12 protein-coding genes are annotated in these 16,886 nt (G+C 34.7%); 5 read left to right on the forward strand and 7 right to left on the reverse strand.

The features are described 5' to 3' along the window. Positions 1-48 precede the first annotated feature (48 nt). From ACKOWY_RS06515 to ACKOWY_RS06525, 3 genes are all read right to left on the reverse strand, one after another. The gene (locus ACKOWY_RS06515) at positions 49-1,464 is read right to left on the reverse strand and encodes an OmpA family protein (RefSeq protein ID WP_408940631.1); all 1,416 of its coding nucleotides are present in this window, start codon (positions 1,462-1,464) and stop codon (positions 49-51) included. 88 nt (positions 1,465-1,552) lie between these two features. Beyond that, positions 1,553-2,743, reverse strand: coding sequence for a glycine C-acetyltransferase (gene kbl, locus ACKOWY_RS06520; protein ID WP_408940632.1), 1,191 nt, complete (start codon positions 2,741-2,743; stop codon positions 1,553-1,555). 31 nt (positions 2,744-2,774) lie between these two features. After that, entirely contained in the window at positions 2,775-5,927 is a 3,153-nt protein-coding gene (locus ACKOWY_RS06525) for a UvrD-helicase domain-containing protein (protein WP_408940633.1), read from the reverse strand. A 144-nt stretch (positions 5,928-6,071) separates the two neighbouring features. Between ACKOWY_RS06525 and ACKOWY_RS06530 the strand changes: the two genes are divergently transcribed. Further along, positions 6,072-6,677, forward strand: a complete 606-nt coding sequence (locus ACKOWY_RS06530; RefSeq protein ID WP_408940634.1) for a superoxide dismutase — start codon at positions 6,072-6,074, stop codon at positions 6,675-6,677. A 60-nt stretch (positions 6,678-6,737) separates the two neighbouring features. Here the strand turns inward: ACKOWY_RS06530 and ACKOWY_RS06535 are convergent, their stop codons facing one another. After that, positions 6,738-7,676: an L-threonine 3-dehydrogenase gene (locus ACKOWY_RS06535; RefSeq protein ID WP_408940635.1), complete on the reverse strand. Its 939-nt coding sequence runs from the start codon at positions 7,674-7,676 to the stop codon at positions 6,738-6,740. 145 nt (positions 7,677-7,821) lie between these two features. On the opposite strand from ACKOWY_RS06535, the gene ACKOWY_RS06540 reads away from it, so the two are divergent. Then, on the forward strand, positions 7,822-8,391 hold the full coding sequence (locus ACKOWY_RS06540) for a hypothetical protein (protein ID WP_408940636.1): 570 nt from the start codon (positions 7,822-7,824) through the stop codon (positions 8,389-8,391). 84 nt (positions 8,392-8,475) lie between these two features. Continuing rightward, positions 8,476-11,766 carry a transcription-repair coupling factor gene (gene mfd / locus ACKOWY_RS06545; protein WP_408940722.1) on the forward strand — a complete coding sequence of 1,097 codons (3,291 nt, stop codon included), beginning with the start codon at positions 8,476-8,478 and terminating at the stop codon, positions 11,764-11,766. A gap of 11 nt (positions 11,767-11,777) precedes the next feature. On the opposite strand, the gene ACKOWY_RS06550 is transcribed toward mfd, so the two are convergent. Continuing rightward, a complete protein-coding gene (locus ACKOWY_RS06550) occupies positions 11,778-13,097 on the reverse strand; it encodes a hypothetical protein (RefSeq protein WP_408940637.1) in 1,320 nt (439 codons plus the stop codon). A gap of 76 nt (positions 13,098-13,173) precedes the next feature. Between ACKOWY_RS06550 and ACKOWY_RS06555 the strand changes: the two genes are divergently transcribed. Continuing rightward, positions 13,174-13,647 (forward strand): T9SS type A sorting domain-containing protein, encoded by a 474-nt coding sequence (locus ACKOWY_RS06555; protein WP_408940638.1) that lies wholly within the window; start codon positions 13,174-13,176, stop codon positions 13,645-13,647. A gap of 4 nt (positions 13,648-13,651) precedes the next feature. After that, entirely contained in the window at positions 13,652-15,304 is a 1,653-nt protein-coding gene (locus ACKOWY_RS06560; RefSeq protein WP_408940639.1) for a tail fiber domain-containing protein, read from the forward strand. Between the two features lie 56 nt (positions 15,305-15,360). Here ACKOWY_RS06560 and ACKOWY_RS06565 read toward each other — a convergent pair whose 3' ends face one another. Together ACKOWY_RS06565 and ACKOWY_RS06570 are read right to left on the reverse strand one after the other, a co-directional pair. After that, positions 15,361-15,720, reverse strand: a complete 360-nt coding sequence (locus ACKOWY_RS06565) for a YraN family protein (RefSeq protein WP_408940640.1) — start codon at positions 15,718-15,720, stop codon at positions 15,361-15,363. 96 nt (positions 15,721-15,816) lie between these two features. Continuing rightward, entirely contained in the window at positions 15,817-16,776 is a 960-nt protein-coding gene (locus ACKOWY_RS06570) for an LD-carboxypeptidase (protein ID WP_408940641.1), read from the reverse strand. Positions 16,777-16,886 lie beyond the last annotated feature (110 nt).

Here is a 16,886-nt window from a genome sequence, read left to right on the forward strand (position 1 = left end):
AAAAACGCCTCGATAATCGAGGCGTTTCTTAAAATATTTGGTAAGAAATTATTTTACTAATTTCACTTCAACTCTTCTGTTGTTAGCTTTACCAGCTTTAGTATCATTAGAATCAATTGGTTTAGATTGACCATATCCAGATGAAGTTAATCTATCTGCAGCGATACCATTTGCTACTAAATAAGCTTTAACTGCAGCAGCTCTTTGCTCAGATAATTTTTGATTAGTAGCAGCTTTACCTACGTTATCAGTATGTCCTTCAATGCTAAATTTAGCTTTTGGATACTCATTTAATATAGCTGTAATTGATTTTAATACAGATAATGTTTGTTTTTGGAATGAAGCTCTACCGCTATCAAATAAGATAGTTTTAGCAAATTCATTTAATTTTTTCTCAGCTGCGTCATTCATGTCTGGGCAACCTTGGTTAGCTACTGTACCAGCAACTTCTGGACATTTATCGTCTTTATCTAAAACTTTATCTCCGTCTGTATCTGGCCATGGGCAACCTGCATTTTCTTTAGGACCTTTTACTTGAGGACATTTATCTGCTTTATCAGCAATACCGTCACCGTCAGCATCTGGACAACCAGCTAATGCTTTAACACCAGCAACTTCTGGACAAGCATCATCTTTATCAGCAACTCCGTCACCATCAGTATCAGGACATCCGTTGAATTCAGCTAAACCAGCAACTTCTGGACAAGCATCATCTTTATCAATAATTTTATCTCCGTCAGTATCAGGACATCCGTTAAATTCTTTTGGACCAGCATTTTCTGGACAAGCATCTAAACGATCGTAGATTCCGTCTCCATCTGCATCTTTAGCACCAAACTTGAAAATAATTCCAAGAGAGTGTTGCATGTGGCTAGGCACATCCGTATTAACAATTCTTGAATCATCAAATGAATGTTTGTAAGTAGAATTCCAAGAAAGACCTACTTGTTTTACCATCCAATAAGTTAAACCGAAACCTCCGTTAACAGTACCTGCAGAAGCTTCTCCTAACCAAGTGTAACCTCCACCAACGTGAAGAGATGGCTCAATTGAATTTGATTTAATTAAAGACATAAAGCTGTATTTTACAACTCCGTCCAATGAATAATACATTAAATCTCCAGGATTAGATACTGGATAAATAGTTGTATAAGTAGCTTGATCGTATACTTTATCTCCAACATACTTAGAGATTTTGTTTAAGGATCCAGTAACTCCGAATGTAAAATTGTCTCCTACATATTTAGATACTGTAAGCGTATTTACTGAAGACTGCATATTCCAGTAATCTTTAGCATCAAAATACTGAGAAAATTGATCTTTAATAGTTGTTGCAGCACTTACTCTGCCTCCGTCTACTGCGTTTGCTCCAAACGAAATAGCCCACACGTTGTCTCTATCTTGCGCTTGAGAACCTAATCCTACTAGCATTAATAAAGCAAATAATTTGTTAAGATGTTTCATACTTAATTTTGTTAGATTATAAATATATAATAGTGCAAAAGTAACACCAATTAATGAATTATCAAAATGTTAGCGAAAAAATTCGATGTTATATGATTGTTAAGGATTTACCCACCTCAATAAATGCATTAATAGCTTGATCTAAATGCTCTTTAGTATGGGCTGCAGAAAGCTGCACTCTGATTCTCGCTTTATCCTTTGGAACCACTGGATAAAAGAATCCAATAACGTAAATTCCTTTCTTTAAGAGTTCCTCTGCCATAACCTGTGAAAGCTTAGCATCATAAAGCATTACGGGAACTATAGCCGAATCTCCATCTATAAAATCAATCCCCGCTGCACGCAATCCTGCTTTAAAATAATTGGTATTCCATTCTAATTTATCTCTTAAAGTAGTGTCTTTTTCAAGCAGTTCAAATACCTTAATTGATGCCCAAACGATTGCAGGCGCTAAAGAATTTGAAAATAAATACGGACGCGAACGCTGGCGTAAGATTTCTATTACTTCTTTTTTTGCTGTAGTATACCCTCCCATGGCGCCTCCCAGTGCTTTACCCAAAGTTCCAGTAATGATGTCTACTCTCCCCATAACTCCTTTTGCCTCAAGAGTTCCTTTTCCTGTTGCACCAATAAATCCGGCAGCATGGCACTCATCCACCATTACTAAAGCATCGTATTTATCTGCTAAATCACAAATTTTATCTAAAGGAGCTACCAAACCGTCCATAGAAAATACTCCGTCGGTTACAATCAATTTAAATCGATGTCCAGCCTCGGTTGCTTTAATTAATTGTTGTTCTAAATCTTCCATATTGGAATTTTCATAACGGTAACGTGCCGCTTTACACAAACGAACACCGTCAATAATAGATGCGTGGTTCAAACTATCGGAAATAATACAATCTTCTTCACCCAATAATGGCTCAAATACACCTCCGTTTGCATCAAAAGCAGCGGCGTATAAAATGGTGTCTTCGGTGCCATAAAAATCGGCTATCTTTTTTTCTAATGTTTTATGAATATCCTGCGTTCCACAAATGAAACGCACCGACGACATACCAAACCCATGTGTGTCTAAGGCGTCTTTAGCTGCCTGAATCACTTCGGGATGGGACGACAATCCCAAATAATTGTTGGCACAAAAGTTCAATACCGTTTTTCCATTCACTGTGATTTCTGCTCCCTGTGGTGAGGTGATAACGCGCTCTCTTTTAAAAAGTCCATTTTGCTCAATGGTGTTTAATTCATTTTGTAAGTGCTGTTGGATTTTTCCGTACATATCTTAATTTTTTATTTTTAACTATTTTAGACTACAAATTTACAACATTGCTGTTTTCACCAATATAAACCAGTGCTTTTTTGGCTACTTTGTATCCCATTTCCTCAATTACTTTTTGATAATTTTCTAATTGATCCTGGTGTTTAGCTAAATGCGACCCCGTTTTATAATCTAAAAGATAAATATCATTATTAGAATTTAGGACCATTCTGTCTGGTTTTACTAAATTCCCTCCTTTATGAATAATCGTTTGCTCGTTTAATACTTTTACTCTTTTTGAAAAATAAACTTCCAAATCGGGGTGGGTTACAATTTCGTTTATCGTATTGAAAACAGTTTCTTTTTGTGTTGGAACAATCAATCCGTTTTCAATGGCTTTAGTCAGTGCCAATTCTACATCCTCTTTTGTTTTAATAAATGATAGAATTTCATGAATTGTGTTCCCGTATTCAATCGCATTTTGTTGCTTGGTATTCCACATGATACTTTCTCGTTGGGCAATTTTAATGCTCCTTGGATCTAGTGGTGCTACTATTTGTGGTATTGTTTTTAGCTCTTTATCATCAATAACCTCTTTCGATAATTTTTTGGATTGGCCAAATTCATAAACCAACTTATTAGGATCAAATCCTTTGTCTTGTAAAAACCCAATAAAGTAAGAAGATAAATTACTTGGTAAAGTTCCGTCTTTCTTGAGGTTGATGGCCGAAATTACGTGCAATTGTTCTTCGGCTCTGGTTAACGAAACATACAAGACATTAATAATATCTAAGGTGTCTTCTTGCTTTTTTTGTTTGTAAATTTGGGAAGCATCGGCGCCATAGCTCTCTACTTTGCTGCTTTTGTCTACCAATGCTTTCGGAATTCCAACTACATTTTCATCGGCATTCAACCATATTTTTTCTCTTGGCGCTTTGCTAAAATCTTCTTCTGCAAATGGTAATATTACAACTGGAAACTCCAATCCTTTCGATTTATGAATGGTCATGATACGCACCGCGTCATTCCCTTCAGGCGAAGGGATGCTCAATTTATCTCCGTTTTTATACCAATACGAAAGAAAATCGGAAATTCCGGCCTGATTTTTTAAATCTCTTTCCAGAACAATATCCAAGAAATATTGAAGATAGGCATTGCGTTTATCAACCGGAATTACTTTTGAAATTATAATTTCTGTTGCTTCATAAAGCGATTTTTTTCGGCAAACCTCAAACGAAAGATTCAAATCAATTTGCAACAACCACTCTTGAAATTCTTTTTCTTTTTTTAGTGCAATTCCGTGCGCAATAAAATCGGAAATAGGCATGCTGCTTTGGTGATTCACGGCCAAATAATACAACAATTGCGCCTTGGATTCTTGGTCGTTTCTGTTTTTTAAATATCGTAGGAAATTTATTACACACTTTACTTCTGTTGAAGCGCCAATTAATATACTTTCTGAAGATAAAATTAAGACCCCGTTTTCAGTCAAATAATTAGCAATAGCTGTTCCTTGATTTTTTTTTCGAGTTAGAATTACAATGTCTTTATTCTTAAATCCGTTCTTTTTGATTTCTTCAATTTTGGCCAAAGTGGCTTTCAAATACATTTGAAATTTGTCGGAATTTTCTTCCTCTTCCTCGTCTTCATCAACTTTTGGCAAAAAAGAAATCGAAACCAATCCTCCTTTTTTATTGTTCTCCTTTTGATGGCTGTGATTTTCATACAAATCTTTATAATCTTCGTTTTGAAATTCACCCGACAAATACTTAAAAAACTTATTATTGAAATCAATTACCTCCGAATAACTTCTATAATTAGTGTCTAACGAAAATGCCTCCCAATCTGGATTTACAAACGGATTAGCGCCTTTAGACAATTCAATAAATTGTTCGGCTTTTCCGCCACGCCACCTGTAAATGGATTGTTTCGGATCTCCCACCACAAGCAACGAACCCCTTTCTCCCTGCATGTCTTCGCTTGACAAAGCATTATCAATTAACGGAATCAAATTTTGCCATTGCATTTCGGAAGTATCCTGAAATTCATCAATAAAAAAATGACGGTACCGCTCGCCCAATCGTTCATAAATAAACGGAGCCGGTTGGTTTTGAATTTGCTCGTTAATTAACTTATTAAATTCGGAAATGGAAAGTATATTTTGTTCTTTTTGAATTTTGGCCAATTCGTTGCTTACCGTATTTAATAAGGAAAGAGGTGTAATATTTTTTAAGAATGCTTCGTAAAAATTTCTGCTTTCAAATTTGATGTAAATTGCCTCCAGCACCACTAATAAATCCGGAATGATACTTTCAATAAGGGCAGTATCTTTAGCTGTTTTATTGATTTTGATGTCTTCGGGTTCCCGATAGGTTTTGTTATTCGGATTGAACTTTCGATTTTGAATACTCGCAATATGTTTTGGTAAATATCCTCCAGAAAATGACTTTACATCAATCCCTTTTTCATTTATCAGTCGCATGGCTAGATTGGCCATTTCTATTGTTTCATCTTCTATTTCTTTAGAAAGCGCGCTTAATTTATTTTTTATTTCTACAAATTCGGAAATGGTTTTAGTATTAAAATGCTTGATTTCTTCTCGGTTGTTTTCGTCTAAAATCAACCTTCCGGTATCCATAATTTCACGAGAAATATCCCACGATTTATCCTCGTCGGTTTTTTGCATCGTAAAATCCACTAGCAAATTGGTGAGTATTTCATCTTCACCCGCTTGAGCAATCAAAGCATCTATCGCTTCAGCCAACAAGTTTTCGGTGTCCAATGAAACTTCAAAAGTGATGGGTAAATTTAAATCATGCGCAAAAGTTCGAATTACCCGATGCGTAAATTTATCAATGGTTGAAATATCAAAAGCAGCGTAATTATGAATCAAATTTTTGATGATACTTTTAGCTTTTGCTTGAATATCTTGAATACTTAATTGGGTTTCGGCATTGATAACTTGCATTAACTCCAATGCTTTTTCAGAAGGCGTGTCTTTTGTAAACTCCGTCAAACTCTCCACCACCCTGCTTTTCATTTCATGCACCGCTTTATTGGTGAAAGTGATGGCAAGAATAGTTCTATAGGCATCTGGTTTTTTGGATAACAAAATAATTTTTAGGTATTCTTTTACCAAAGTATAGGTTTTTCCAGAACCTGCCGAAGCATCATATAAAGAGAAAGCGGGTTTGTTTTTGGTCATGTTTTGAGCAGTTCGGATTTGAAAAAATAATGGTTAAAATTAAACCAATTTTAATTATTTGTTAATTGAAAAATAGAATTTCATTTTTCGAAGTTAAATGTATAAATTTGAAATCAATTTTAATACTAACATAAAAAATATATTATGGCATTTGAATTACCACAATTACCTTACGCTTACGATGCGTTAGAACCACATATTGATGCGCGAACAATGGAAATTCACCATTCAAAACATCATAATGCATACACCACCAACTTAAATGCGGCAATAGCAGGAACCGATTTAGAAGGAAAATCTATCGAAGATATCCTTTCTAATCTAGATATGACTAAAGCGGCAGTTCGTAACAATGGTGGCGGATTTTACAACCACAATTTGTTTTGGACCGTAATGTCTCCAAACGGTGGTGGGCTGCCAACAGGCGATTTATTAGCAGCTATCGAAAGAGATTTTGGTTCGTTTGACGAATTTAAAGCAGCATTTGCTAAAGCTGGCGCAACACAATTTGGATCGGGTTGGGCTTGGCTTTGTGTAAAAGACGGAAAACTAGAAGTTTGCGGAACACCTAATCAAGACAATACATTAATGCCTGGTGTAGGTTGCGGCGGATTCCCAATTCTTGGAATGGATGTTTGGGAGCATGCTTACTATTTAAACTACCAAAACCGTCGTCCAGATTATATTGAAGCATTCTTCAATGTAATTAATTGGGCGGAAGTTTCTAAAAGATTCGAATCGGCTAAATAAGAATTAGTCCTTTTTCTTATAAAAAAATCCCAATTCATGATTGGGATTTTTTTTATGTTCTTACTTTAAATTTTCTAACATTACCTCGGTCATCGAGTCCATCTCAAATTCGTGTTTCCAACCCCAATCTTCTCTTGCAGAAGAATCGTCTATAGAGGCAGGCCAACTATCTGCAATTTTTTGTCTAAAATCAGGTTTATAACTTATTGTAAAATTCGGAAGGTGTTTTTTTATCTCTTCTGCAATTTCAGCTGGAGTAAAACTTATCCCCGCCAAATTATAAGACGATCTAATTTTTACAGCATCTTTATCCGCTTGCATAATTTCTACAGTGGCTCTAATGGCATCGTCCATATACATCATCGGCAACTTCGTTTCTTCCGAAAGAAAGCATTCAAACTTCCCTTTTTTTAATGCTTTATGGTAAATATCTACCGCATAATCGGTGGTGCCTCCACCTGGCTCGGTGGTCCAACTAATCAAACCTGGATATCGAATGCTTCGCACATCCACTCCATATTGGTGGTGGTAGTATTCGCACCAGCGTTCCCCGGTTTGTTTACTAATTCCATAAACTGTGGTTGGCTCCATAATAGTATATTGTGGCGTATTTTCTCTTGGAGTAGTTGGTCCAAAAACGGCAATACTCGATGGCCAAAATATCTTTTTTATTTTTTTGGCTTTCGCCAAATTCAAAACATGAAAAAGCGAATTCATATTTAAATCCCAAGCAAAAGCTGGATTTTTTTCGGCTGTAGCCGATAATAAAGCCGCCATTAAATAGACATCCGTAATTTGATATTGCTCTACCAAATGTTCAATTTGATTGTAATCTAAAGCATTTACAACTTCAAAGATTCCGTTGTTTACGATATCATTATTTAGCTTTCTAATATCGGAGGCAATGACATTATCATTTCCATAAATGCTTCGCAGTTTAGTAGTTAACTCGGTTCCTATTTGACCGCAAGCACCTATAATTAATATTTTGGTAGACATAATTTGTTTGTTTGTGCTACAAATATAACGATTTCGTTAAGAATATTTGAAACTCCTACTTCCGAACATTTATCAAACCTTTCACAAAATCGCTACAACAAAACTACTACTTTTGTATTTTTGTAATCTAATTCAAAATAGCACCATGCCATTTAAAACCCATTGCACACTTTTAATAACCTTACTTCTTGTTTCATGCCAAAATGAAAACAAAGAATTAATCGTAGCGCAACAAAAAGACGCGCAAAAAAGAGAAGTGGTCTTTTCGGCTATTGAGCGCGGTTGGGTATTTGATATTTCTCCACTAGAAGGAACCACCCAAGCCAAAATAAACAACTGGGTAGAATGGCGCAACTTCCTAACCGAAATCAATCAGAAGCCAAAAAGCACCATTGGCGCCTTTCAAAAAAAAGCAGCTGTTTTGTCAAAAAAAGCAATGGAATTGGAGTTAACTGTTCCTGCTGAATTTAACAAACAACAAATAAAAAGCAGGATTTCGGTTATCATCACCAAAGTAAAAAGTTTGGATTTATACATTCATTTGCGTCAAATTCCGGAGCAAAAAGTTATAAAATTGGTTAATGATCTCAATACAGAAATCGACTACTTTCAATTGCAAATGGAAGAAATTGTAAAACGAAGTCAGATTCCGGTTGAAGAAGGCGAGCAAGACCTAATTAAAATGAAGGATACTTCTAGAGCTATTCCAAACTAAATTTCAAAAATCACCCACTTGAATAAAAGTAGTTTTACTTCCGTTTATCAAAATTCGACCAAAGTTCAGCAGTTAGCCCACGCAATCCAACAACGCGATTACAAGATAAATGCTAAAGGATTATTGGGGTCGGCCTTGTCTTTGGTACTTGAAGCTACTTTTGAAAAAGCAGAATTGCCCTTCCTGTTATTATTTAACGACAAGGAAGAAGCGGCTTATTACCTCAACGATCTAGAGCAGTTATTAAACGACCAAGATGTATTGTTTTATCCGGGTTCGTACCGTCGTCCTTATCAAATTGATGAAACCGATAACGCCAATATTTTACTTCGATCGGAAGTTTTAAACCGAATAAATTCCCGTAAAAAACCAGCAATAATTGTTTCGTATGCCGAAGCCATTTTTGAAAAAGTAGTTACCAAAAAAGAACTTGAAAAAAACACCTTTAAGATTTCGGTAAACGACAAATTAGCCATTGATTTTATCAACGAAGTACTATTTGAATACAATTTTAAAAGAGTCGATTTTGTAACCGAACCCGGAGAATTCTCGGTTCGTGGCGGAATTGTAGATGTGTTTTCGTTCTCTAATGACAATCCGTATCGAATTGAATTTTTTGGAAATGAAGTAGATTCCATTCGAAGTTTTGATGTAGAAACCCAACTCTCCATTGAAAAATTAAAGAAAGTTTCCATCATTCCAAACATGGAAAATAAATTTTTTGAGGAAAATAGGGAGAGTTTCCTTGATTACATTTCCGAAAAAACGGTACTTTTTATTCAAGATACTGATTTTACCGGGCAACAATTAGACAAACTTTTTGATAAAGCAACCGAAGCTTTTTCAAAATTGGATGCCACCGTAAACCGACTTGTTCCAGAAGAATTATTTGTGAATCAGAAACAATTTCTGAAAAAAGCACTGAATTTTTCGGTAGTCGAATTGAGTAATGCCCCTATTTTTTCTATAGATAAAACCATAGAATTTCACATCCAACCGCAGCCTTCCTTCAACAAACAATTTGATTTGCTGCTGAATAATTTAAGCGACAACAATTCCAACGGAATTAAGAATTATTTGTTCTGTTCTAATGAAAGTCAAGCGAATCGTTTTCATGATATTTTTGAAGATATCGATGAAGAAAATCACGAAAGTATCCGCAAGCAATACCAAACTGTAGTTTTTCCGCTTTATCAAGGTTTTATTGACGAAGAACATCAAATTGCCTATTATACCGACCACCAGATATTTGAACGCTATCATAAATTTAGCATCAAAAACGGGTATTCCAAAAAGCAAACCATCACGCTTAAAGAACTGAATTTACTAACCGTTGGTGATTATGTTACCCACATTGACCACGGAATTGGAAAATTTGGTGGATTGCAGAAAATTCAGGTGGAAGGTAAAACCCAAGAGGCCATTAAACTAGTTTATGCCGATAATGATATTGTATATGTAAGCATTCATTCGCTGCATAAAATATCCAAATACAATGGTAAAGATGGCGCTCCGCCAAAGATTTACAAGTTAGGAAGTGGTGCTTGGAAAGCTTTAAAACAAAAAACAAAAGCGCGAGTAAAACATATTGCTTTCAATTTAATTCAGCTTTATGCGAAAAGAAGATTGGAAAAAGGATTTGCTTGTGCACCTGATAGTTATTTGCAAAAAGAACTTGAAAGTTCCTTTATTTACGAAGACACACCCGATCAAATAACTGCAACATCCGATGTAAAATTGGATATGGAAAACGATCGCCCAATGGATCGCTTGGTATGTGGAGACGTAGGTTTTGGAAAAACTGAAGTAGCTATTCGAGCGGCATTTAAAGCAGTAGACAACGGAAAACAAGTGGCTGTTTTAGTACCCACCACTATTTTGGCCTACCAACATTATAGAACATTTTCGGAACGATTAAAAGACATGCCGGTTACCATTGGCTATTTAAACCGATTTAGAACTGCCAAAGAAAAAACCCAAACCCTTAAAGAATTATCCGAAGGGAAACTTGATATTATTATTGGCACGCATCAATTGGTAAACAACAATGTACAATTCAAAGATTTGGGATTGCTAATTATAGATGAGGAACAGAAGTTTGGAGTGAATGTAAAAGACAAACTCAAAACAATTTCTGCCAATGTGGATACTTTGACCTTAACGGCTACGCCTATCCCGAGGACCTTACAATTTTCATTGATGGCGGCTCGCGATTTATCGGTAATAACTACGCCTCCGCCCAATAGATATCCTATCGAAACGCAAGTGGTTCGTTTTCAAGAAGAGTTAATTCGGGATGCGATTTCGTATGAAATTCAGCGCAACGGACAAGTATTCTTCATCAATAACCGCATTGAAAATATTAAAGAAGTAGCCGGAATGATTCAGCGCTTGGTTCCCGATGCGCGAGTTGGTATTGGCCACGGCCAATTGGACGGCAAAAAACTCGAAGAATTAATGTTGGCTTTTATGAATGGCGAATTCGATGTTTTGGTTGCCACAACCATTATTGAAAGTGGTTTGGATGTGCCTAATGCGAATACGATTTTCATTAATAATGCCAATAATTTTGGATTGTCTGATTTACATCAAATGCGAGGTCGTGTGGGACGAAGCAACAAAAAGGCGTTTTGCTATTTCATTACCCCAGCTTATTCGGCAATGACTGATGATGCCCGAAAAAGAATTCAGGCATTAGAGCAATTTAGCGAACTGGGAAGTGGAATTAATATTGCCATGAAAGACCTTGAAATTCGTGGTGCCGGAGATTTATTAGGTGGCGAACAAAGTGGTTTTATCAATGATATTGGATTTGACACCTATCAAAAAATCATGAATGAGGCCATAGAGGAATTGAAAGAAAACGAATTCAAAGAATTATATCCAACCGAAAACAACATCGAAACCAAACAATATGTCAAAGATTTACAAATTGACACCGATTTCGAATTGCTGTTTCCCGATGATTACATCAACAACATTACCGAGCGATTGAGTTTATATAACGAACTTGGCGCTATTAAAGATGAAGCAACCCTACTTCAATACGAACAAAAACTTACCGATAGATTTGGCGCTTTACCAAAAGAAGCGGTGGCCTTACTCAATTCCATCCGTATCAAATGGAAAGCCACCAGCATCGGAATTGAAAAATTAGTTTTAAAACAAGGCAAAATGATTGGCTATTTTGTGGGCGACCAACAAAGTGATTTCTATCAATCCAATCGTTTTATGAAAATGGTGCAGTTTGTGCAAAACAACAGCAACCTTTGTAAAATGAAAGAAAAAGAAACCAAAAACGGCTTGCGTTTGTTATTGACTTTTGAAAATGTAAAGTCTATTAATAAGGCATTGGAGTTGATGGAGAAAATGTAGGTTTTAATTCACTAATTATCAATTTCAATTTTATCAATAAAATAATTTTTCAGGTAGTTTGATGAAAATTTATAAAATCCAATTTTGTTAATTAAAGTAGTGTACTCCAATTCTATTTTATTCAATTCCATTTTGGAGTGTTTTTCATTAAGTCCAATATGATATAATGTTATCAAGTAAAAAATTTTGTTATAATTATAATAGGAGTAATTTACATTGGATAAATTAATTGAGCTGAAATTCTTTTTAGATTCTTTAATTTTACCTTCGTCAATTAAGGTAATTGTGTGAGCCATTAGCACTATTGATTGTACAGCATGCGCACTCCAATTTGTAAAATCAAGAAGGTCCTCATAATAATTAGTTATTAAAAACCTGATTTTATTGAAATCCTTTAAAATTATTAAAGCCGGAATAATCTCGAAAAAAAATAAATTTAAGTTAATTGCTTCTTTAGTTTTAACTATAATTAACTCCCAATTTTTTTCATACGAAACACTATCTTTTTTTTGATTAAAATATAATAAATTATAAGCAAAGCCCCTTCCTCTCAAAACTTCAAAAAAGGAATCTTTTATTCTTGATGCCTCTATATATTTTAATTTATTTTTATTAGATAAATAGTTATTGTAATTTATAATTAATTCACAAAAAAGTTCTTCATGACTTCCTTTAATTGAATACTTTAAAGATGCATTTATGAACGCTCCATAATAGCCATTAAAATGAGAGTAATCAATAAACCAATGCAATATGTTTTCTCTAAAGACAGTATTTGAAACAATTTTTTTAATTATTTGTTTGTAATTTTTTTCAGATAAATTTTGAAAGAGTAAGCAAATATTTAATGCTAATTTTAGTTTTGTAGATTCATCTATACTAAATAAACGGTAATCAAATATTTGATTTAAAGCAATATAATTTTTATTGTAGATAAAGGCTTTTATTATTGAACCGATTTTAATGTGATAATCTTGAGTATTAATTTGATCCATTAACCATAAAATATCACTTTCTAAAATAATTTCTCGATTTTCAATTTCAATAATTCTCATCCAAATTAACCAATCGTTGTCCTTTAAATAATGTTTTTTAAAATCATTATAGGAATTTTGTCCTAAAAAACGACTCAGTACGTTTAAGGTTTTACTATTTGGTGATGTTTCGTTTAAAAATCCAAAAAATCTTCTTAAAGTATTATAACCAATTATTTCTCCCGTAGTATTTTCAATAGCTACTTGTAAAATTTTCAAATGAATTGGTTTTTCTATTGTCAATCCTATTTGCTTTTGTATTTCAATTTTAATTTGAACAAGGCTATTGTCAGACATAATTATGGGCTTAAAATGGGCTTAAATATAAGTTCAAAAATAATAAATTTGTTTGATTAACACATAATATCAAATAATGAATAATTTAACTTTCGTATTTATAGTTTTTATATCCATGGTTGGATATTCACAAACTATTTCAAAACAAGTCATTGGTGCAGCAGGCAAAACTGATAGTGCTTCTAATCTTAAAATGTCTTGGACCACAGGTGAACCAGTTGTTGGATTAATGGTTGCTGGTGACAACCAACTGGGTAATGGGTATTATCCGGCAATGGATATACAAGCACTTAGTGTAGAAGATAATACGATGTCCTTACAAATTAAACTATATCCCAATCCAACTAATCAATTTCTTTATGTTTCTCACCCAGATATTGAGGTTTTTGGAATTCAAATTGTAGACCTAAATGGGAAACAAATTCATATCGGGACAATAAGTAAAGATCATCCCCAGGATTTTTCTACTTATTCGCAAGGAATATACCTAGTTACAATTGAAAATAAAGTTAACAATCAAAAAAACACTTATAAAATCATAAAAAAATAAAACCATGAAAAAACTATTTACACTACTATCAGTAATTATAACAACAGCCCTATTTGCTCAAGCGCCACAAGGCTTTAATTACCAAGCAACTGTTAGAAATAATTCGGGGCAGTTATTACTCAACCAAATTGTATTGGTAAAATTCAATGTTTATCAAAACTCTGCAACAGGAACCTTAGTTTATAGTGAAATTCAAACTGCCAATACCGATGATTTAGGTCATATTAATTTAGTTGTAGGACAAGGAACTCCAACTTCAGGTACGTTTTCATCTATCAATTGGGGTAATGGATCTTATTACTTAGGCATTGAATTAAACACAGGTAGCGGTTATGTTGCTATGGGTACTACCCAATTAATGAGTGTGCCTTATGCTTTATATGCTCAAAATTCGAGTGCAGTAACACTACAGCAAGTTTTAGATGCTGGAAATGTTGCAAATAAAACAGTTACAAATGACGGAGAAGCTACTATGAGAATTAACACAATAGGAGGAAGCAATACTGGTTTTTTTAATGGTTTAACTAGTCAAATGGACGGTACTAATGGAACAAATAGAGCAATATTGGCTAGTTCTAACGGTGTAAGTTTGGGATCAAATAATGGTATTGCTAGCTATGCTTCAAATGCAGCAAGCAATACTTCAGTATATGCTAGAGCATACAATTCAACAACAGGTTCTAACTATGGATTATACGGTTTAGCTAATGGAACTACAGGATTAAATAATAGAGGTGTTCAGGGTGTTGCCGATGGAGTAAATTCTACTGGAAGAAACACTGGAACATATTCATATGCAACAAATTCTACTTCATTAAATAATGGATTATTCGGAGGAGCTTATGGAAGTACTGGTGATAATTATGGTGTATGGGGTGTTGGAAATGGAGCAATAGACGGAAAAGACAATAGAGGTGTGATGGGGTATTCTATAAATACTACTCCAACTGGGCTTAATTATGGAGTAACTGGTTGGGCTGGAGGTTCTGAAGTATTTAATATTGCTGTTGGAGCCTATTCTGATTCTGGTCCATCAACAAATGCAACAAATTACGGGGTTTCTTCTCGTGCAACTTCAGTTACTGCAACTGGTACTAACTATGGAATTTATAGTGAAGCAAGTAATGGTGCTGTAAATTATGCCGGCTTTTTTAATGGGGATGTAACTATTACTGGCACATTAGTTCAGCCTTCAGATAGAAAATTAAAGAAAGAAGTGAAGCCTTTTGTTTCAGCTTTAGATAAGATAAACTCATTAACTCCTGTAACTTATTTTTATAAAAGCAGTGCCGAATCAGGAATTAACTTGCCTACTACTTTGCAATACGGATTTATTGCTCAGGATTTAGAGGCGGTATTCCCTGAATTAGTAACAACTCAAACTCTAAATTTGGCAACTACAGGAGATTCTGGACATAATAATGCATTAATAAACTCTGATGATGAGAATGGATTAGCTGAAATTACTTCAACTAAGTCTGAAGCTAATGTAAATAAAACAAAAGAGGAATTTAAAGGGATTAACTATACGGGGTTAATTTCTGTTTTAACTGAAGCAATAAAAGAACAACAAGTATTAATTGAAGAGTTGAAAAAACAAAATAAATCGTTAACCAACAGAGTGAAAAATATTGAAAGCCAAATTAAAAAGAAATAATTAATTTAATTTCATAATATCAAAAAAGGCCTTACCATAGTAAGGCCTTTTTTTAATTAAAAATAATAAAACGCTTCTTCAATATGTTCGAGGTTAAATTCGGCACCATCTTTGTGAATGGCAATGATATCAAAACGAACTTCCAAATCTAAATCATTAACCAATACATATTCGTTAACGGCTTTCACAAGCAATTGAATTTTTTTTGGTTTCACAAAATCTTGGGGCAATCCATAATCAATTGATGAACGGGTTTTAACTTCTACTATAGCTAAAACGCTGTCTTTTTGAGCAATAATGTCTATTTCGGCTTTTTGGAATGTCCAGTTGGTTTCCAAAATTTCATAGCCTTTTTGCTGAAGAAATTCAACAGCTAATGCTTCGCCCTGTTTGCCAAGTTCGTTGTGGTCGGCCATTTTTGTCATTTTTGTCATTGCGAGGCACCAAGCAATTCCATCAACTTTATATAAACGTCAGGAGATTCCTACTGCGTTGGAATGACAATTAGAAGTCTATTCAAAAATCACTTTACTCTCTAAATCGTTTACCTCAAGGGTTACTTGTTTACCGAGAATTAGGGCGTGGTTATCGGCAGAATGTCCTGCTGGGAAATTATAAATTACAGGGATGTTGTAGGTTTTGGTAACATCGTCAATGATTTCGAGAGCGTTTTTCCCCCAAGGGATTTCGTTATCGTGCATTTTGGTCATACCACCAACAATGATGCCCTTCAAACTTTCTAGACAACCATTGCGTTTTAGGTTCATCATCATACGGTCGATGTGGTACAAATACTCGTCAAGGTCTTCCATGAAAAGAATTTTATCGGTACAATCTATAGCGGAAGAAGAGCCTAAAAGACTGTATAAAATAGATAGATTACCGCCTACCAATTCGCCTTTGGCCGAGCCAAAGCGATTCATTGGATCGCACGGAACGGTGTATTCTAATGTTTCGCCAAAGAGTGCTTTGCGCAAACTTTCTTTTGATTCTTCGGTTGCTTTAACGCTTACAGGCATAATCCCGTGTATGGAAGCAAACCCTAAATTATTCAAGTGGCTGTGCAAAACCGTTACATCGCTAAAACCAATCACCCATTTTGGTGATTGCTTGAATTTGGTAAAATCGAGTAAATCAATCATTCTTACCGTCCCATAACCTCCGCGTACACACCATATTGCTTTAATATTTGGGTTGTCCATCATGGTTTGAAAATCGTCAGCTCGCTCTTGGTCGGTGCCGGCCAATTGGTTGTTATCTAAACCGATGGTTTTTCCTATTACCACTTCCAAGCCCCAGTTGTGCAACCAACCAATTGCAGTTTGTAAATTTTCTTCTACATTTTTACGAGCAGTGGCAACTATGGCAATGGTATCGCCTTTTTTTAAATAGGGAGGTATAATCATCTTTTTTTGTGCATGAAGGTTACTTGATACTAGCGAAATAAAAATAAAGAGTATGTATTTTTTCATTTTGGGTTTTAGAAACTCGGTACAGTCTTCGACAGGCTCAGACTGATAATACTATTGATTACTATTTATTAATTGAACACTAAATGATAAACAATATACAAATATATAAA

Origin of the sequence: Flavobacterium sp., assembly GCF_046073885.1 — a bacterium.
Classification (GTDB): domain Bacteria; phylum Bacteroidota; class Bacteroidia; order Flavobacteriales; family Flavobacteriaceae; genus Flavobacterium.